Source organism: Cupriavidus pampae (assembly GCF_914271485.1).
GTDB classification, from domain to species: domain Bacteria; phylum Pseudomonadota; class Gammaproteobacteria; order Burkholderiales; family Burkholderiaceae; genus Cupriavidus; species Cupriavidus pampae.
In genome coordinates, this window is sequence record NZ_CAJZAG010000002.1 from 312,971 (window position 1) to 331,932 (window position 18,962).

The 18,962-nt window shown below is 64.4% G+C and carries 19 protein-coding genes; 12 read left to right on the top strand and 7 right to left on the bottom strand.

Translation table 11 applies throughout. From position 1 onward, the window contains the following. Positions 1-59: 59 nt before the first annotated feature. The gene (locus tag LDO41_RS05680; protein ID WP_377741451.1) at positions 60-1,046 is read right to left on the bottom strand and encodes a Bug family tripartite tricarboxylate transporter substrate binding protein; all 987 of its coding nucleotides are present in this window, start codon (positions 1,044-1,046) and stop codon (positions 60-62) included. 54 nt (positions 1,047-1,100) lie between these two features. Then, a complete protein-coding gene (locus LDO41_RS05685) occupies positions 1,101-2,792 on the bottom strand; it encodes an acyl CoA:acetate/3-ketoacid CoA transferase (RefSeq protein WP_223983051.1) in 1,692 nt (563 codons plus the stop codon). A gap of 134 nt (positions 2,793-2,926) precedes the next feature. Here LDO41_RS05685 and LDO41_RS05690 point away from each other — a divergent pair, with 134 nt between their 5' ends. Further along, complete coding sequence (locus LDO41_RS05690) at positions 2,927-3,733, top strand: IclR family transcriptional regulator domain-containing protein (RefSeq protein WP_223983053.1); 807 nt, start codon at positions 2,927-2,929, stop codon at positions 3,731-3,733. 3 nt (positions 3,734-3,736) lie between these two features. Here the strand turns inward: LDO41_RS05690 and LDO41_RS05695 are convergent, their stop codons facing one another. After that, entirely contained in the window at positions 3,737-5,491 is a 1,755-nt protein-coding gene (locus LDO41_RS05695) for an FAD-dependent oxidoreductase (RefSeq protein ID WP_223983055.1), read from the bottom strand. A 283-nt stretch (positions 5,492-5,774) separates the two neighbouring features. Between LDO41_RS05695 and LDO41_RS05700 the strand changes: the two genes are divergently transcribed. Together LDO41_RS05700 and LDO41_RS05705 are read left to right on the top strand one after the other, a co-directional pair. Beyond that, on the top strand, positions 5,775-6,215 hold the full coding sequence (locus LDO41_RS05700) for an Ohr family peroxiredoxin (RefSeq protein ID WP_223983057.1): 441 nt from the start codon (positions 5,775-5,777) through the stop codon (positions 6,213-6,215). A 75-nt stretch (positions 6,216-6,290) separates the two neighbouring features. After that, positions 6,291-6,755, top strand: a complete 465-nt coding sequence (locus tag LDO41_RS05705) for a MarR family winged helix-turn-helix transcriptional regulator (RefSeq protein WP_223983059.1) — start codon at positions 6,291-6,293, stop codon at positions 6,753-6,755. A gap of 48 nt (positions 6,756-6,803) precedes the next feature. Here the strand turns inward: LDO41_RS05705 and LDO41_RS05710 are convergent, their stop codons facing one another. Then, the gene (locus LDO41_RS05710; RefSeq protein WP_223983061.1) at positions 6,804-7,094 is read right to left on the bottom strand and encodes a hypothetical protein; all 291 of its coding nucleotides are present in this window, start codon (positions 7,092-7,094) and stop codon (positions 6,804-6,806) included. 206 nt (positions 7,095-7,300) lie between these two features. After that, the gene (locus LDO41_RS05715) at positions 7,301-7,780 is read right to left on the bottom strand and encodes a VOC family protein (RefSeq protein WP_223983064.1); all 480 of its coding nucleotides are present in this window, start codon (positions 7,778-7,780) and stop codon (positions 7,301-7,303) included. Between the two features lie 163 nt (positions 7,781-7,943). Here LDO41_RS05715 and LDO41_RS05720 point away from each other — a divergent pair, with 163 nt between their 5' ends. The 5 genes from LDO41_RS05720 (at position 7,944) to LDO41_RS05740 (ending at position 12,511) form a co-directional block, all read left to right on the top strand. After that, positions 7,944-8,663 carry an ABC transporter ATP-binding protein gene (locus tag LDO41_RS05720; protein ID WP_223983067.1) on the top strand — a complete coding sequence of 240 codons (720 nt, stop codon included), beginning with the start codon at positions 7,944-7,946 and terminating at the stop codon, positions 8,661-8,663. Further along, complete coding sequence (locus LDO41_RS05725; RefSeq protein WP_223983070.1) at positions 8,660-9,964, top strand: ABC transporter permease; 1,305 nt, start codon at positions 8,660-8,662, stop codon at positions 9,962-9,964. The genes LDO41_RS05720 and LDO41_RS05725 overlap by 4 nt, the downstream gene beginning before the upstream one ends. 64 nt (positions 9,965-10,028) lie before the next feature. Further along, positions 10,029-10,517 (top strand): DUF3299 domain-containing protein, encoded by a 489-nt coding sequence (locus LDO41_RS05730; RefSeq protein WP_223983073.1) that lies wholly within the window; start codon positions 10,029-10,031, stop codon positions 10,515-10,517. Positions 10,518-10,529: 12 nt separating this feature from the next. After that, a complete protein-coding gene (locus LDO41_RS05735) occupies positions 10,530-11,165 on the top strand; it encodes a DUF3299 domain-containing protein (protein ID WP_223983076.1) in 636 nt (211 codons plus the stop codon). Between the two features lie 122 nt (positions 11,166-11,287). Continuing rightward, entirely contained in the window at positions 11,288-12,511 is a 1,224-nt protein-coding gene (locus LDO41_RS05740) for an MFS transporter (RefSeq protein ID WP_223983079.1), read from the top strand. Between the two features lie 48 nt (positions 12,512-12,559). Here the strand turns inward: LDO41_RS05740 and LDO41_RS05745 are convergent, their stop codons facing one another. Continuing rightward, positions 12,560-13,588 carry an AraC family transcriptional regulator gene (locus tag LDO41_RS05745; RefSeq protein WP_223983082.1) on the bottom strand — a complete coding sequence of 343 codons (1,029 nt, stop codon included), beginning with the start codon at positions 13,586-13,588 and terminating at the stop codon, positions 12,560-12,562. Positions 13,589-13,723: 135 nt separating this feature from the next. On the opposite strand from LDO41_RS05745, the gene LDO41_RS05750 reads away from it, so the two are divergent. Genes LDO41_RS05750 through LDO41_RS05765 form a run of 4 tightly spaced genes read left to right on the top strand, consistent with a single transcriptional unit; the run spans position 13,724 to position 17,662 of the window. Next, positions 13,724-14,677, top strand: a complete 954-nt coding sequence (locus LDO41_RS05750; RefSeq protein ID WP_223983085.1) for a BKACE family enzyme — start codon at positions 13,724-13,726, stop codon at positions 14,675-14,677. 52 nt (positions 14,678-14,729) lie between these two features. Further along, positions 14,730-16,079, top strand: coding sequence for an MFS transporter (locus LDO41_RS05755; RefSeq protein ID WP_223983088.1), 1,350 nt, complete (start codon positions 14,730-14,732; stop codon positions 16,077-16,079). Positions 16,080-16,113: 34 nt separating this feature from the next. Continuing rightward, positions 16,114-16,854 (top strand): 3-oxoacyl-[acyl-carrier-protein] reductase, encoded by a 741-nt coding sequence (gene fabG, locus LDO41_RS05760; RefSeq protein WP_223983091.1) that lies wholly within the window; start codon positions 16,114-16,116, stop codon positions 16,852-16,854. A gap of 16 nt (positions 16,855-16,870) precedes the next feature. Then, positions 16,871-17,662: an SDR family oxidoreductase gene (locus tag LDO41_RS05765; RefSeq protein WP_223983094.1), complete on the top strand. Its 792-nt coding sequence runs from the start codon at positions 16,871-16,873 to the stop codon at positions 17,660-17,662. A 13-nt stretch (positions 17,663-17,675) separates the two neighbouring features. Here the strand turns inward: LDO41_RS05765 and LDO41_RS05770 are convergent, their stop codons facing one another. Continuing rightward, positions 17,676-18,884: an alpha/beta hydrolase family protein gene (locus tag LDO41_RS05770; protein WP_223983097.1), complete on the bottom strand. Its 1,209-nt coding sequence runs from the start codon at positions 18,882-18,884 to the stop codon at positions 17,676-17,678. Positions 18,885-18,962 lie beyond the last annotated feature (78 nt).

Below are 18,962 nucleotides of genomic sequence, written 5' to 3' on the forward strand. Positions count from 1 at the left end.
CCAGTGTATGGTGTTGTGGGCTGTTACGCATCTGGGACGTCAAACAACGAGGCGTCCGTTCAGTCGCTGCGAATATTGTTGTCCTTGATCACCTTGCCCCACTTGGCATAGTCGGTCTGCATCCGCGAAGCGAGTTGATCGGGCGGCAGATACGAAGCCACCGTGCCCGCGCCGAGCATTTTCTGTTGCACCGCGGAATCGGCCAAGGCGCCCTTCAGCGCGTCGGAGAGCTTGGCGACGATGTCCTTTGGCGTGCCGGCCGGTACCAGCAGGCCGCCCCAGGAAGATGCATCGAAGCCCGGGAAGCCTTGCTCGGCCACGGTTCTCACGTCGGGCGCGAACGACACGCGCTTGCTCGAGCCCACCGCGATCGGGCGCAGCTTGCCGGCCTTGATATGCGGCAGCGCGGCGATCATGTCGGAGAACATCATCGGCACCTGACCGGCGAGCAGATCGGAAATCGCAGGCGCGCTGCCCTTGTACGGCACGTGCTGCACATCGAAGTGACCGAGGTTCTTCAGCAGCTCGGTCGACAGATGGCCGAAGCTGCCATTGCCCGCGCTGGTGTAGTTGGTCTGCCCGGGCGCGGCCTTGGCTTTGGCGATGTATTGCTGCAAATCCGTGACATCGGGTAGCGCCTGCGGGTTCACCACCATCACGATCGGCAGTTCGTACGCATTCCCGACCGGCGTAAAGTCCTTGAAGATGTCATAGCCCTTGCGCGGCAGCAGATGCGGGGCAAGCAGCGTCGGCGTGGCCAGCATCACCAGCGTGTAGCCATCGGGCGCCGCCTTGGCGACGGTTTCCGTGCCAATGGTGCCCGATGCGCCCGGACGATTGTCGATCACGATCGTGGTCTTCAGCGTCTCGCCCATTTTCTGGCCGATGATGCGCGCGGCCGTGTCGGTAGGGCCGCCTGCGGGGAACGGCACGACCAGGCGGATGGCCTTGTCGGCCGGATAGGACGTGCCCTGCGCCAACGCGGGCGCCGCGGCAAATGGCATGACGGTGGCGGCCGCTGCGATCGCCAGCATAGAGAGCGTCATACGACGCGCTTGATGGGACTTCATATTGTTTCCTCCAAGTGTCATCTCGTTGACTTATCGTTGTTGTGGGGTCGTCGTTGTGGTCGTGGTATGCAGCTTCATCACGCCGGGCTGAAACAGCCGCGCATCCATCAGCTTCAAATCGTCGGCCACCGCAATCGGCGTCGCGCACTGGTCGAGCACATCGCGTTGCAGGTCGATGCCCGGCGCGATTTCCACCAGCGTCAGGCGCGATTCGCCTTGTAGGTCGGTGCGCATCTCGAACACCGCGCGCTCGGTCACGTAGATCACGGGAATGCCGAGCGATGCCACGTAAGGACCGTTGAAGCTCAGGTGCAAAACCTCGGGCACGATCTTCTTGACGCGGCCTTCCTTGACGATGGTCAACCGCTCGCTGCCGTCAACGCGCTCTGCCGCGATCTCGAGGCCGCCCGCGGTCAGCGTGCCCATGAACACCACCGCGCGCGCACTCTGCGTGATGTTGATAAAGCCGCCCACGCCTGCAATGAGCGCACCCTCGCCTTCGCCAAACTTGCTTACGTTGACGTTGCCGTGGCCATCGAGTTCGGCGAGACCGAGGATGGCGAGGTCGATGCCGCCGCCTTCATAGAAGTCGAACTGCGCGGGTTGGTCGATCACGGCCTCGGGATAGGCCGAAGCGCCAAAGCTCAGTCCATCGGCGGGCGTGCCACCGATCGGTCCCGCTTCAACGGTCAGCGTAAAACCATCGAGCCCGGCCTGATGGGCAAGCGCGCCGACCGCGGCCGGCATGCCTACGCCGAGGTTGACCACGCGCGGCGCGCGCCTGGCCAGCTCCATCACCGCGCGGCGTTGCACGATCGTGCGCGCGTCGAGCACCGCCGAAGCCGCGTGCAATGCCTCCGCTTCCTGCGCCACCTCGGCGGCGTGCGCGGCTTCGCCACGCCACGGCCGTACGTAGGCTTCGTTGTACGGTTCGGCAAACGTCATCTGGTGATGCTCGGGCGCTTCGCTGACCACCACGTAGTCGACCAGAATGCCCGGCACATGAATCGCCTGCAGGTTCTCGTGATAATCGACGAGCGACTCCACCTGCGCGATAACGATGCCGCCCGAGTTGTGCGCGGCCTGTGCCATCGCCAGCAACTCATGGTGGAACGCTTCGCGATGCGTGCTCAGATTGCCGCGCGTGTCGGCCGCGGTGCAGCGGATCAGCGCGCAATCGATGCGGAAGCTCGGATAGAACAGGTATTCGTCGCCGCGGAAGTCGATCGCCTCCACCCAGTTGGCCGTGCCTTCGACAATCGCCGCGCGGGCGCGCGCGTTGATGGCGCCGCCGTGATAGCGCGCATCCTGGGCCGTGCGTGGATCGACAAACGTATGCAGCCCGATCTTCGTCATCACGCCGGGCTTGCCACCCGCAATGGCGCGATACAGATGCGTAAGCACGCCCTGCGGCAGGTTATAGCCCTCGCATTGCTCCTGCATTGCCAGCGTGGCCAGGCGCGTGGCCGAACGCCAGTGGCCGCCGACGATCGCGCGCGTCATGCCCGCGTTGCCGAAGTGGTTCACGCCCCGCGCGCCGCGATCGCCCTGTCCTGCCGAATAGACCAGCGTCAGATCCTGCGGCATTCCGCCCTGCAGAAAGCGTCGCTCCAGCGCCTCGGTAACGCCTTCCGCATGGCCGGCGCCGACAAAGCCCGCGCTGGCCACGGTCCACCCGCTCTGCACGAGTTCCGCCGCCTGCGCGGTCGTGATGACCTTCATGCCTGTCTCCCGATTTTGTAATCTGCGAACATTTGTTCGGAAACCAACTATCATACGGATCGGACGGCCAGATGCAAGTTCGGTCTGACCCGTATACCGCCCCTATATCCAAAACTCGACCGGATCGATCCGACATGCCACGCACCGTCGCTACCGCCACAGAAGACACTCTGGAAGCGCCCAAGAAAGACGAGTTGCTCGATTCCCTGACCAAGGGACTGGCGCTACTGCGCCTGTATGCGAGCGGCGTGGATGGACTGACGATGCAGGAGGTGGCGGAGCAGCTTGAAGTCACGCGTGCCGCCGCGCGTCGATTGCTGCTGACGCTGGTGCATAACGGCTACCTGGCGCAGCAGGGCCGCAAGTTCGTGCTGACGCCGAAGGTGATGGACCTCGGCTATGCGTACTTTGCGTCGATGAATCTGCCGCAGATGGCGCGGCCCTATCTGCAGGCGTTGTGCGCCGAGGTTGGCGAAAGCTGCTCGATCGGCATGCTCGACCACGAGTCGGTGGTGTTGGTCGCGCGCGAGGAGCCGAGCCAGCTATTGCGTGTGGATATCGCGATCGGCCGCCGCATGCCCGCGTACGCGCATTCGCTCGGGCGTGTGCTGCTGGCCGGCCTTGATGACGAGGCGCGCGAGATCTATCTGCGGCAGGCGGAGTTGCGCAAGCTGACGCCGTTCACGGTGACGTCGCGCCAGACGCTCGCGCGCACGCTCACGCAGATTCGCAGCGAGGGACATTGCACGCTGATCAGTGAGCTCGTCGATGGGTTCGCGGGCATCTCGGTGCCGCTGCACGACCACACCGGCAAGGTGGTGGCCGGTGTGGGGCTGAGCATGGTGCTCGGCAGCCGCGATCAGGCGTTTCTGGAAAAACGCTTCCTGCCCGCATTGCGGCTGACGGCGCAGAAGATCGAAACAATTTTGCAGGCGCGCTGAGGTCTATACCGTAGCGGTCGCAGGCACGACCTCCATCGCCGTTGCCGCAGCCTCCGCGTCCGCGAGCGCGAGAAATTCGTGGATCTGCGCCACTACAGCAGCGCCCTCCCCGATCGCGCCGCCGACGCGTTTGACCGAGCCCGAGCGCACATCGCCCACCGCGAACACGCCCGGCACGCAAGTCTCAAGCGCGGCCGGATGCCGATCGAGCGGGCTATCGATTGCCGCCGCACCAGTGCGCACGAAACCCGAACGATCGGTCGTCACATCGCACCCTTCGAGCCAGCGCGTTTCCGGCTCCGCGCCGACGAACAGGAACACGTTGCGAATATCGCGTCGCGTCTCGATGCCGGTCTGCCGGTTCTGCCACGTCACGCCGACCAGGCCATCGCATGAGCCCTTGTGCAGCGCGACGACTTCCGTATGCGGCAGCACCTCGATATTCGGCGTGGCGGCAATGCGGTCGATCAGATAGCGCGACATCGTCGCCGCGAGTCCCGGTCCGCGCACCAGCACATTGACCTTGCCCGCATGTTGCGACAGGAAGACCGCGGCCTGTCCCGCCGAGTTGCCGCCACCGACCAGCACGATTTCCGCATGCGCGCAGCTGCGCGCCTCGATGGCCGAAGCCCAGTAAAAGACGCCGCGCCCTTCGAAGTCCGACAGCATCGGCACATTGGGGCGGCGATAGCGCGCGCCACTGGCGATAACAACCGTCCGCACGCGCAGATGGCGGCCATCGGTCAACTCGATCTGCATCGCGTTCTCGGGTCCCGTGCGCGCGCAGTCGAGCGATCGTACTTCGGACGGAATCCACAACTCTGCGCCGAACTTCTCGGCCTGCACGTGGGCGCGTCCGGTCAATGCGGCCCCGGAGATACCGGTCGGAAAACCCAGATAGTTCTCGATGCGCGCGCTCGCGCCAGCCTGGCCGCCATAGGCGCGCCGATCCAGCACCACCACGTGTAGTCCCTCGGACGCGGCATACACCGCTGTGGCCAGTCCGGCCGGCCCCGCACCCACGACCGCCACGTCGAACACCTCGGTCCGCTCATGAGTTTCGATCATGCCCATGCAGCGGGCCAGCTCGGTTTCCGTGGGATTGACCAGCACCGCGCCGTTGGGGCACACGACGACGGGATCGTCTCCCGCCGCGCCATATTGCTCGATCAGCGCGGCCGCGCCGGCATCTTCGCGCGCATCGACCACGCGATACGGCTCGCCGTTCATCCGCAGAAAGCTTTCCAGATGGAGCAGGCTGCCCGAGCCGGGACGTCCGATCAGCACCGGACCGCTCTCGCCCCATTCGATCAGCGATACGCGGCGCAGGATCAGCGCCCGAATCAGGTGCTCGCCGAGATCCGCCTCTTCGACAATCATCGCGCGGAGTTGCTGCGGCGAGACCAGCAAGGTCTCGACGTGATCGATCGCCACCGCATCCACGAGCGATGGCTTGCCAGACATGGCAGCAAGTTCCGCTGCAAAGTCGCCGCGCACGAACTGCGCCAACGGCCGCGTATTGCCCAGGCCATCTCGCTGGTTGATCTGCACCGTGCCGCTGAGGATCACGAACATGCCCGCCGTCCGCACGCCGGTGCACTCGAGGTGCTTGCCGGGCCCATAGCAGCGCAGTGTGCCAAAGCGTCCGATCCGCGCGAGTTCGGGTTCGGAGATCTTCATGAACATCTGATGGCGCCGCGACGACATCGAGTCAGGAATATCGCTGGTAGTCGGCGTCGTTGGGGTCGTGCTGGTCATGACGGCTCCAGTACAGGTTGTGCGGCCCACGCCGCCAGACTGAACCTTACTCCGAGTCGGCTGCGTCTGGTGCTGGGACGTCGGTTAAAGGTTGTGAACCGCGCGCAGGCGTCCCTCGCGCCACGTGCGGCAAGCATTCAGCGCCGCGCACGTCTCCTCGCACGATTTCTCCTTGACAGCGGATCTTTCGTCGACCATTCTCCGTTCCATCGTATCCGCTTCGATCGCATGCGATTGAATATGGGGCGATGTTCCTCAATTACTTTTAGACATAGAGACACACATGACCAAGATCGACAAGGTGCTGTTCACCGGCAAGACTCACACCACGCACACCACCCCCAATGCCCCGCACGGCAATCTCGATATCAAGCTCTCGCCGGGCAAGAACGCACCGGTCGCCTACGAGTTCCTGGCCACGCCGTCGCATCCGCTGGCCGAGCAACTGTTCGCGGGCGCATGGTCCGCCTGTTATACCGCCGCGCTTGGCATCGTCGCGGCGGAACGGAAGGTCACGCTGCCGGCCGATCTGGCCGTCGAGATCGAGGTCGATCTCGGCATGACCGGCAAGGAATACTTCCTGCAGGCGCGGATCAATGTGCGCGCGCCCGGCATCGACCATGACGTAGCGACCGAAATGGCGCATACCGCCGACACTATCTGCCCGTACTCGAAGGCAACCCGCGGCAATATCGACGTTGCGCTGACTGTCGTGACCGACTAAAGTCGTAAGGTATCAAGCGGATGCGATAGAATCGCATCCGCTTGTAAAACCGACTGGTCTCTACGGGGACATGCGATGAAATCTTCCTCCAACGACGTCACGCGTCTTTCAGATTTCCTGTGCTTCGCGGTGTACTCCGCGAATCTTGCGTTCGGCAAGGTCTACAAACCCGTGCTCGAGCAACTGGGACTGACCTACCCGCAATACATCGCGATCGTCGCGTTGTGGGAGGAGGACAACCAGACCGTCGGCAGCCTCGGCGAGAAGATGTTCCTGGAATCCAATACGTTGACGCCATTGCTCAAGAAGCTCGAGGCCATGGGCTACGTGGAGCGCCGGCGAGACACCGAGGACGAACGGCTGGTGCGGGTGACGCTGACGAAGAGTGGTCGTCAGTTGCGCGAGAAGCAGATGGAGGCGACGCTGAGTGAGGCCCTGCGGCTTGGCCCGAAAGACGTCGAGCGCCTGCAAAAATCAATTGTTTTGCTGCGGGACAATCTGCTCGATGCGGTTGAGGCGCGTAGCGACAAGAAACGCTAGCGTGATGCAACCGCCGACGAAGGTTGCCGGCGGTGTGTTGCTCAGATTTCAGGCCGCGTGCGAGGCGCACTCGCCCATCGTGCCGACACTGCGCGCACCGTCGGTGTAGGTGTCGCGCGCACCGATGTGATTGCCGCCGTCGGTGTACGGGTCACGCGGTCCCATTCGCGTGCCGTCCGTGTACGGATCGAAGCCGCCCCGCTTGCACGTGGTCATGCTCACATGCTTGGTGGACGCACCCGCCGGTACGAACGAATCGCTAAATGCGGCGTGTGCAGCCTGGGTGAGACCAAAGGTCATGGTGGAAAGGACAAACAGGGTTTTGGCAAGCTTCGACATCTCGACGACTCCAACGCAAACTCCAATCGGTAAGGGATTACGGCTGGCCTGTGGCCGAACCGTGGAGCTATTGTCGGTAAACAGTCAAATCGCAACATGAGGCGAGCGTCCCGGTTCCGGCCGGGAGCGCACGGCAACGTGCCCGTGCGCGTGGGACATCGGTCCCGCGTAGGGAATACCCCCTCCCTACTTTTCTCCCTACGCCTTCAACCTCTGTAGGCCTTTTCAATCGCGGCCACGTCGATCTTGGTCATCTTCATCATGGCCTCGAAGGCACGCTTGGCTGCCGCGCGATCCTTGTCGGTAAAGGCCTGTGTCAGCACGCGTGGCGTGATCTGCCACGAGATGCCCCATTTGTCCTTGCACCACCCGCACACGCTTTCCTGCCCGCCATTGTTAACGATCGCGTTCCATAACCGGTCAGTTTCGGCCTGATCGTCGGTGGCGATCTGGAACGAGAACGACTCGTTGTGCTTGAGCTCGGGGCCGCCGTTGAGGCCGATGCAGGGGATGCCGGCCACCGTGAACTCGACGGTAAGGACATCGCCCTCTTTCCCGGAAGGATAGTCGCTGGGCGCGCGATGAACCGGTCCGACGCTGCTGTCGGGGAAGGTTGCTGCATAGAAGTTGGCCGCCTCTTCGGCGCCACCGTCGTACCACAAACAGATCGTGTTCTTGCTTATCACGTCGTGTCTCCTTGGCTTGTCGTTGCGGCGGCCTGTCCGCGTACGGCCACCCGCCACTGCCAGCATACGCGCTGGCCTTTGCCCATCACAAATAACGTTCGACATTGCAACTTGGTTGCATTACGCTTGCGAGCTGTTCAAGCATTCTTCGAGCCGTCGGCCCATGTCTCCTCCTGTTGCCGTGCCTTCCCCGCTGGTGATGCTGCGCGATATCGCCTTTGCCTGGCCGGGTCAGCGCGAGGCGTGCGTGCGCCTCGACCGCTTCGACGTCGCGGCCGGAGAGCACGTGTTCGTCTCCGGTGCGAGCGGCAGCGGCAAGAGCACGTTGCTCGGTCTGCTGGCGGGGGTGCTTGTGCCCAGTGAAGGGCAGGTCGTGCTCGGCGGCACCGCGTTGCAGACGCTCTCCGGGGCGCGGCGCGACCGTTTCCGCGCGGACCACATGGGCATCATCTTTCAGCAACTGAACCTGCTGCCTTACCTGTCGGTGCTCGACAACGTGCTGCTTGCCTGCAAGTTCTCGGCCGCGCGCAGGGACCGATCGCGCGAGCAAGGCGCCACGCCGTCCGCCGCGGCTGCGATGCTGCTGGGCCGGCTCGATCTGCCAGAGGCGTTGTGGCATCGCCCCGCCTCCCAGCTCTCCGTGGGCCAGCAACAGCGTGTGGCTGCCGCACGCGCCTTGCTGGGCCGGCCGCAACTGATTCTTGCCGATGAGCCGACGTCCGCGCTCGATGCCGCGCGGCAGGCCGCGTTTATGGATCTGCTGCAACGCGAGTGCAAGGCGGTTGGCGCGAGTCTCGTCTTCGTGAGTCATGACGAACGGCTCGCCGCGCATTTCGATCGGCGCTTCGCCATGCCCGCGCCGGCGACGGAGGCTGCGGTATGACGTTGCTCGGACTGGCGGCGCGCAGCGCGTGGAATCGGCGTTACAACCTGCTGCTGATGGTGGTGGCTATCGCGCTATCGACCGCCCTGCTGCTGGGCGTGGAGCGTATCCGCCAACAGGTACGTGAGGGGTTTTCGCAATCGGTGTCGGGCACGGACCTGATCGTCGGCGCGCGCGGCAGTCCGATGCAGCTGATGCTCTATACCGTATTCCGGCTCGGCGGCGCGACCAACGACATGAGCTGGGACAGCGCGCGCCGCATTGCCGCGCATCCGCTGGTGGCGTGGACGATTCCTGTATCGCTTGGCGATTCGCATCATGGCTTTCCGGTGCTGGCCACCAATGGCGACTACTTCGCGCATTTTCGCTATGGCGCGCAGCATCCACTGCGGATTGTCGAGGGCAAGCCGCTCGATGCGCGGCCCGATGGATTGTTCGATGCGGTGATTGGGGCCGAAGTGGCACGGGCGCTGCACTATCACGTTGGCGATCGCATCGTGCTGAGTCATGGCGATAGCGATGGCGACGACGACCACCATGATCATGGGCCGCTGGGCGAGCATCACGACCATGCCGACAAGCCGTTTGTGGTGACTGGCATTCTCGCGCCCACGGGGACACCGGTCGATCGTACCGTTCACATCACGCTCGAAGCGATGGAGGCGATTCACCTCGACTGGCAAGCCGGCGCGCCGATTCCGGGCATGTCCATTCCGCAGCAACTGGTCAGGAAATTCGATCTGACGCCCAAGCATGTCACCGGGCTACTGGTCGGATTGAAGCTGCGCTCGCGCGTCTTCGCCATGCAGCGCGAGATTGCGAACGATGCGAAGGAGCCGCTGATGGCGGTGTTGCCCGGCGTTGCGCTCGACGAACTGTGGGATCTGATCAGCATCGGCGAGAAAGGCATGCTGCTGATGTCGGCACTGGTGATGGCGGTGGGACTTGCAGGACTGGTGTCGTCGATTCTCGCCGCGCTCGGCGAACGCCGCCGCGAGCTCGCAATCCTGCGCGCGGTGGGCGCGCGACCGCTGGATCTGCTGATGTTGCTGGCCGCGGAGGGTTTCTGCCTGATGCTGGTCGGTACGCTGGCAGGTTACGTGCTGCTGACCGGATTGTCCGTGGCGATGGCGCCGTGGCTGCAGGCTACGCTGGGCGTGGCATTGCCGGTGGCATGGCCGCAGGCGAGCGAGCTTCCGCTACTCGGCGCGATTATCGCCGCGGGCGCGCTGGCATCGTTGCTGCCGGGATGGCGCGCTTATCGGCTGAGCCTTGCCGATGGACTGACCCCACACACCTGAGATACCTGACGTGTTCACTCGACGACAGAGTTTGCGGGCGCTGGCCGCCCTCGGCGCCATATCCATGTGGTCAGCCGCGCGCGCCGCGAACAGCGACGGCTACCGCGACCTCGCCTGGTCCGCGTTGCTGCCCACAGGCTGGGATGCCAAGGCGCCCTTCCAGGGCATGGACCTCGACAAGCTCGACGACGCCGATCCGCGTGCGCAGGAAGCGTTGGCGCGGGCGCGCGAATACTGGAAGTCCGCGCCAGTCGAACGCTCGCTCAACGGTGCGCGCGTGCGCCTGCCGGGCTACGTGGTGCCGATGTCCGGCGATGCGCGCATCTTCAACGAGTTCCTGCTGGTGCCATACTTCGGGGCATGCATCCACGTACCGCCCCCGCCGGCGAACCAGATCGTGCATGTGAAGCTGGACAAACCCTCACGCACGCCGCTGCGAGTCATGCGCGCGGTCTGGGTCAGCGGCACCATGCGCGTCGAACGGTTCTCGTCGGCGATGGGCGACGCGGGCTATGCATTGCATGGCGCAAGTGTGGAGCTATACACCCGTTGATTTGAGAGTCCGATGAAATTCCCAGGCCCACGCCTGTCCGCCCCGGTATTGGCCACCGTGATCGTGGTGGTCTGCATCGTTGTAGCCGTTGCCGCTGGTTATTGGCTACGCGCGGCGTCGTCCACAAAAGAACCCGAAGCCAGCATCACGGCACCCGTCGAAGCCATCGCCACGCCCCCCGCGCCACCCGCCGGCAACTATCGCGAAATCGACTGGCAAACCCTGCTGCCCAAAGGCTGGGACCCCATGGCCCCCTTCAAGGGCCTGCGCCTCGACGAGATGGAAGACAACGACCCACGCGCCGAAATCGCGATGGACAAGGCCCGCAAGTACTGGCAATCCGCTCCGATCGAACCGTCGCTCGACGGCACCGCGGTGCGCCTGCCCGGCTACGTCGTATCACTCGACGGCGAAGGCGAAGCCATCCGCGAATTCCTGCTGGTCCCCTACTTCGGCGCCTGCATCCATGTGCCCCCGCCCCCATCGAACCAGGTCGTCCACGTCCGCACGAACAGGCCACTACAGGGCCTGCGCACCATGGACACCGTGTGGATCAGCGGCACCATGCGCGTGGAACGCGCGGAAACCATGATGGGCGATGCGGGGTATGCGATGAAGGATGCGGTACTGGCGCCTTATCAGCCCTAAAAGGCGAACTGGCAAGTCGCCAACCCGCGCCGCACGGGCGTTGTGTGGAAATTCGTTGACTTGGCTACAATCTGGGAGGCCCAGAGAGGCCATCCGATAAAAACACCCGAGACACCAACGACATGTCCCGCCTCGCCCCCTTGCGTCCCGTCCTGCCGATCCTGATCGGTGCGTCCGTCATGCTGTCCCTAGCCATGGGCCTGCGGCAGAGCTTGGGCATCTTTGTGCCTCCGCTCACGCGGGACATTGGCATCTCCGTTGGCGACTTCACTGTCGCGGTGGCGGTGCAGAACCTCACGTGGGGGATCCTGCAGCCGTTTGCGGGTGCGCTGGCGGTGCGCGTAGGGTTTCGGCCGTTGATGATCGGCGGATCGTTGCTGTACCTCATCGGACTGCTCCTGCTGGCGACATCGAGCGGGCTGGCTGCGGTGATTCTCGGTGCCGGGCTGTTGATCGGCGCGGCGATGGCCACCACCGGCACCGCCATGTCGATGGCGGCAGCCTCGAGCGCTGTACCGCCGCATGTGCGCAGTCTTGTGCTCGGTTTTGTCTCCGCATGCGGGTCGCTCGGCGCGATGATTGCCGCGCCGCTCGGGCAGGCGATTTCGCAGGGCTGGGGTTGGCGGTTTGGCGTGGCGTCGTTCGTGATCCTGGCGCTTGTCATGCTGCCGGCCGCATGGTCGGCCGGTCGCGTCGATGCGCTGCGGCCCACGCCCACTCACTCGCCCGTCGAACAGAGCGGCCGTCATGCGCTGATGAGCGCGCTGCGGTCTCCGCCGTTTGTCGTGATGGCGCTGGCCTACTCGGTCTGCGGCATGCAACTGGTCTTCCTGACCACCCACTTGCCCGCCTACCTCGACCTGTGCGGCATGGATCCAATGCTGTCCGCCAAGGCGCTCGGCCTGATCGGCGGCTTCAACGTGATGGGCAGCCTGTTCTTCGGCTGGGCCGGCGGCCGCGTCAACAAGCTGCATCTGCTGGGCTGCATCTACATCCTGCGTTCGCTCGGCTTCGTGTGGTACTTCCACACCTCGCCCACACCCGAGAGCACGATGATCTTCGCCGCGGTCATGGGCTTCCTGTGGCTTGGCGTCTCGCCGCTGGTGCAAGGCTGGATCGCGCAAACGTTCGGCCTGCGCTGGCAGGCCATGATCGCGGGCGTGGCGTTTTTCTGCCACCAGATCGGCAGCTTTATCGGCGCGTTCGGTGGTGGCTGGCTGTATGAGCTCTCGCGCAACTACAACACGGCATGGAAGGTCGGCGCGACGATGGGGCTCTGCTTTGGCGCCGTGCAGATCGTATTCGCGTTCGCCTCACGCGCGCGGGCGCCTCGGCTCGCGGCTTGATCGGGTCACCACTCAGGTCGCCACTCAGGTCGCCACTCAGGTCACCTCTCAAGTCGCCGCGTCACCCACCGCATCGGCATCCTTCCAGCGCTTGAACGCGCGCCGGAAGTTTGCGCCGTCGCTGAAACCCAGCAGCAGCGCGATATCGTCGGTGCTCATGCGCGTGGTTTTCAGGTACTCGGTAGCGAGCGAGAACCGTACGTCGTCGAGAATTGCGCCGAACGATGTATCTTCGGCCGCCAAGTGCCGCCGCAGCGTGCGGCTGGTCATGCCGAGCGCTTCCCCCACCGCGTCCATGCCCGGGAACACCCCGGGCTCGCGCATCAGGATCTGGTAGACCTCACCCGATACCCCACTCGATGTCTTGGCCTCGCCCACCAGACGGTCGCACGTCTCCTGAATCAGTGCGGCGGAATGCCGGTGCGCGAGCTGCGGCTTCTGGCCAAGGATCACGCTGTCGTAGATCAGTTCGTATGCGGGCTGATCGAACTCGCATTGGCAGCCGAGATATTGCTCGTACAGCGCCGCATGTGCGGGCGCCGCGTGCGCGAATCGCGCCAGCGCGGGCGGGCTGCGTTGCCCGGCCACATCCTGCAGATGCGTAGCGTGTTGCGTGAACTGCTGCTCGAGCAGGAAACGGCGCAGTTCGTCCGAGGCAATCGCCACCATCGCATCCGGGAACGTCCACACCATGCGGTCCGGATACTCGGTCCATTCGATCGAAACCGTTGGCGTCGCCAGCCGATGGTATTTGACGCCCAGCCGGAAATAGTCCCTGAGCGACAGGCATGACATCAGCGCGTACCCATACATGCCATAGGCCGCCAGATGCAGACGCCCGCCGACCACAAATGGCGTCGCGGGATCGTTCGACAGGGCCAGCGCATTGCGACACACCGCGATGTACTGCCGCACGGACGTGAGCAGCGACGTGTCGGTGAGCGAGTCCGGCTCGAGCCCCGTGCCACGCAGGCTATCCGCGGGCGCAATGCCCTGCTCCGCCAACACCTCGACCAGCGCGGCGATCTTGTAGGGCGCATGGATGCGCTCGTTGTGCAGCGGAAATCTCGGCGGCACGGCTGTCTCCTCGTCTGCGTTTCATTCTGTCCTCTTCGGACACGACCGTGTCCGAAAATGACCTTACGTCGCGCATCCTATCGAACTATCATCCCCTCGACAAGCTCGCTCGAGCCATATAAAGAGACATCGCCCGTGACACCTTCCTCCAAGCGTTCCGACGCCCGCAAAGTCATCATCTCGTGCGCCGTCACTGGCTCCGCGCACGTGCCATCGATGTCGCCGTATCTGCCGCTGACGCCCGCCGACATCGCCACGCAGGCGATCGAGGCCGCGCAGGCCGGCGCCGCCATTCTGCATCTGCATGCGCGCAACCCCGTCGATGGCCGCCCGACGCCGGACCCGGCGATCTTCCGCGAATTTGTGCCGGAGATCGTGCGCGCGACCGACGCGGTGATCAACATCACCACCGGCGGCAGCACGCGCATGACCCTCGACGAGCGCCTGGCGTACCCGCGCGTGGCGCGGCCGGAGATGTGCTCGCTGAACATGGGTTCGATGAACTTCTCGCTGCATCCGCTCGCGCAGAAAATCGACGAATGGCGCTTTGACTGGGAGAAGGAATACCTGGAAGGCATGGAGGACATGATCTTCCGCAACACCTTCAAGGACATCCGCAACATCCTCACCGAGTTCCAGGACCACGGCACGCGCTTCGAGTTCGAGTGCTACGACGTGGGCCATCTCTACAATCTCGCCCATTTCATGAACCTCGGGCTGGTCAAGCCGCCGTTCTTTATCCAGACCGTGCTCGGCATCCTCGGTGGCCTTGGCCCCGATCCCGAGAACCTCGTGGTGATGCGCAACACCGCGGACCGCCTGTTCGGGCGCGACAACTATCACTTCTCGGTGCTCGGCGCGGGCCGCCATCAGATGCCGCTCGTCACGATAGGCGCGATTCTTGGCGGCAATGTGCGCGTGGGACTAGAAGACAGCGTGTACCTGTCCAAGGGCGTGAAGGCGCGCAGCAATGCCGACCAGGTGCGCAAGATCCGCCGCGTGCTGGAAGAACTGTCGTTCGAGATTGCCACGCCCGACGAAGCACGCGAGATGCTCGGGCTCAAGGGTGCCGCCAGCGTGAAGTTCTGAGCGGCACTGATCCAACCATCGGTACGCAATACAACAAGATTCTGGAGACAACATGGTGACCCCTTCCATCGATTCCGGCAGCGACGCCACGCATCGTGAAGCCACGCGCAAGGCCATGCGGTACCTGATACCGCTGATGTGCGCGATCTACTTCATGTCCTACCTCGACCGCACCAACGTCGCGCTGGCCAAGGTGCAACTGGCGCGCGACCTCGGCATTACCGCCGCGATCTATGGCTTGGGCGCGGGCATCTTCTTTATCGGCTACGCGCTGCTGGAAGTGCCGAGCAACCTGATTGCCCACCGTGTGGGACCGCGCCGCTGGATCGCGCGCATCGCCGTGACGTGGGGCGCGCTGTCGGCCGCCATGATGTTCGTGCAGGGTGAATGGTCGTTCTACGTGCTGCGCGTGCTGCTCGGCATCGCCGAGTCGGGGCTGTTTCCGGCGCTGATGTATATGGTCACGCTATGGTTCGCGCCGCAGGATCGTCCCGTGGCCGTGGGCTGGATTTACACCGCGCCGGCCATTGCGCTCGTCATCGGCAATCCGATTGGCGGCGCGCTGATGCAGATGGATGGCATCGGCGGCCTGCACGGCTGGCAGTGGATGTTCCTGATCGAAGGCCTGCCCACGATCTTCGTTGGCATCCTGCTGTACTTCAAGCTGCCCGAGCGGCCGTCCGATGCCCGCTGGCTGTCGCGCGCCGAGGTGCAGTCGCTGGAGTCCCGCGCGGTGATCGCCGACCATGCCCGCATGAGCTCCAGGCACTGGATGGCCGCGCTCAAGCGCCCGACCACGGTGCTGATCGGCCTGATCTACTTCCTGAACCAGGTCGCGTTTGTGGGGCTGGTGTTCTTCACGCCGGCGATCATCCAGCAGATGCATGTTTCCTCGCCGCTACTGATCGGCCTGCTGTCGGGCAGCGTCGGTATCGGCTTTCTTCTGGGCGTGCTCACGCTGCCGCGCATCCATCGTCGCATGCGTTCGGACTGCAAGTTCCTGTGGGTGTTGACCGCGGGTTCGGCCCTGACCGCCGCGGCGCTCATGCTGACGTCGAACCAGACGCTGCAGATCGTGCTGCTGGCTGGCACGGCGTTCTTTGGCGGCGGCGTGCTGCCGTCGTACTGGACCATCGCGATGAAGCGCCTGCAGGGCATTCACGCGGCGGCCGGGCTGGCGTTTATCAACACCATCGGCCTGCTTGGCGGCTTTGCAGGACCTTATCTGTTTGGCATGGCCGAGGCGGCCACGGGGCGCAGCGCGTCGGGCTTTGCGGTGATCATTGGCGCGGCGTTGCTCGGGCTGTTGATCGTGCCGCTGCTGGCGCGGGCCATCGACAACGAATCCGGCGCCGGACATACGGACAATCCGCAGCAGCGCGACGTACCCGCTCGCGCGTAATATTCATCACCCTCCATCACAAACGAGCAGTTTCATGAGACTCAGCAGCAAGGTAGCCATCATCACGGGTGCGGGCCAGGGAATCGGCGCCGCCACCGCGCTCAAGTTCGCGCGCGAAGGCGCAACCGTGGCCGTGTGCGACGTCAATCCGGAGGCCATCGCGACGGTCGTGCAGGCCTGCCGCGCGGCCGGCGCGGAGGCGCACGGCTACACCGTGGACGTGACCGACCGCGGCGCGGTGGACCGGATGGTGGCGGACGTGCTGGCGCGCTGGCAGCGCATCGACGTGCTGGTCAACAACGCTGGTATTACGCGCGACGCGCGGCTGCAGAAGATGACCGCGCAGCAGTTCGACGACGTGATCGACGTGAACCTGCGTGCGGTGTTCCATGTGGCGCAGGCCGTGGTCGAGCCGATGCTCGACCAGCGCGCCGGCGTGATCCTGAACGCGAGTTCGGTGGTGGGCGTCTATGGCAACTACGGCCAGACCAACTATGCGGCGGCCAAGTTTGGCGTGATCGGCTTCACCAAGACCTGGAGCCGCGAGCTCGGGCCCAAGGGCGTTCGCGTCAATGCGGTAGCGCCGGGGTTTATCGAGACGCCGATTCTGGGCACCGTGCCGGAAGAGGTGCTCGCCAAGATGCGCGCCGACGTGCCGCTGCGCCGGCTTGGCCAGCCGGAGGAGATCGCCAACGTGTACGCGTTTCTCGCCAGCGATGAAGCCAGCTATATCAATGGCGCGGTGATCGAGGTGTCTGGCGGCATGACGCTGTAAACAAGGAATTCAAGGCATGACCATTCTTGATCTGCTCAAGCCGCGCGCCGGACTGCGCGTGCTGATCTCGGGCGGCGCGTCGGGTATCGGCGCGGTGATCGCGGAAGCGTTTCTAGAAGCGGAGGCTTCGGTCTACGTCTGCGATATCGATGCGGAGGCCGTGGCGCGTGCCGCCGGCCGGCATCCGCGACTGTTTGCGGGCGTGGCCGACGTGGCCGATCCTGTGGCGGTGGAGCGCGTGATCGACGCGGCCAACGCGGCGCTCGGTGGGCTCGATGTGCTGGTGAACAATGCTGGCATTGCCGGCCCAACCGGTGGCGTGGATGCGATCACGCCCGAACAGTGGCAGCAGACCGTCACCACCAACCTGAATAGCCAGCATTCGTTTCTGCGCAAAGCGGTACCGTTGCTCAAGGCCACCTCGGACAATCCGACGATCATTGCGATGTCGTCGGTGGCCGGGCGGCTTGGCTATGCGTACCGCACGCCGTATGCGGCGACCAAGTGGGCGATCGTCGGGCTGGTGAAGTCGCTGGCGATCGAACTCGGGCCCGATGATATCCGCGTCAATGCGATTCTGCCCGGCGTGGTCGAGGGTCCGCGCATGGACCGTGTGATTGCGGCCCGTGCGGATGAGCGTGGCATCGGCTTCGATGCGATGAAGGACGAGTACCTGAGCAAGATCTCGCTGCGGCGGATGGTGACCGCGGAAGATGTTGCGGCGATGGCACTGTTCCTGGCGTCGCCGGCCGGACGTAATGTGTCCGGGCAGGCGATCAGTGTGGATGGCAACGTCGAGTATCTGTGACGTGCTCGCTGGCTCAGGCTAGTACCTCATCGAGCCAGTCCAGGATGCGGCGATTCGCGAGCGTGCGGTTGCCCATCTCGCAATGATCGCCGGCGCCCTCCTCGGTCGAAAAGCGCAGCAGCGTCTTCGGGCCATGCAGCGCTTCGTAGAACGAGGCGGCGCCGCGCGCGAGCGAGTCGTCTTCGGCGTGGGTCAGCAGCATCGGACAGGTAATCGATGCCGCGCGGCCTTCCATCGTGAAGGCTTCGGCTGAACGCAGATAGTCGCGCAGATTGGTCACGCCGTGCACCCAGTAGCCACGCTGCACGATTGTCCAGTACATCGTGCGGTCGCTTTCGATGTACTGCTGCAGCTTGTCGAGGATGGCGTCGTCCACCTTGCTCAGTTGCTGCAAGGCGTCGGGATCGATCCCAAGCCGAACCGCCTGCGCGCGGAAGCCGCCGACGATCGACCATAACCCCGGGTCGGCAATGCAGGCTGCAAGTCTTGGTTCAGCGCTAGCCGCGCGCGGTGCCAGATAGCCGCCCAGACTCATGCCATACAGCGCAATGCGTGCCGTATCGATGCCCGGCTGCTCTACCGCGACGTCGATCACCGCGTTGATCACGACTTCCCAATCCGCTCGCATCGGCACGCGATTGCGCACGAGCGCGCTGCCCTGCCCCGGGCCATCGAAAATCAGGCAGTGATAACCGCGCGCGAGGGCCGAGGCCGCCGCCATGTAGTAGATGTCGGAGAGCGTGGAGTCGTAGCCGTTGTTGAGGATCAGCAGCGGGCGTACCTCGTTCGGGTGAGACGTCGAACGGATCAGCCAGCCCGGCAGGATGGTGTCGCCGAGCGGAATCTCTAGCTTCTCGCCAGGGACGTCGCGCAGGCTCATCGCCTTGTCGAAGGCGGCGGTCTCTTTCGCCTGCGCGGCGACGAGGCGCGGGTCGAGCGGTGCGCCGTAGATCGGGTGATAGGCGGTGGCATAGAACACGCTGGCTTTCTGCCACAACGCTGCGGCGGTGGCACGCTGGCCATTCTCCAGCGTCTCCGCGGCATCCCGTGCAACGCGGTCGGCGGCGCGCAGCCACACATCGTAGAAGCGTCCATCATCGCCATCGCCAATCTCCCGCGCAATCGCGGCCACCTCGCCATAGTCCGCCCCGCCAAACGGGATATACGCCAGCGGCCAGGTCCCAAGACGTTCGTGGAGAGGGTTCTGGAAGAGCGTGTTCATGGCTTGTCTCCGCATGTCGTGAGTCGATGAATGACATGGTAGGAGACATCAATGAGGCCAGAATGAGGAATCCTTGCC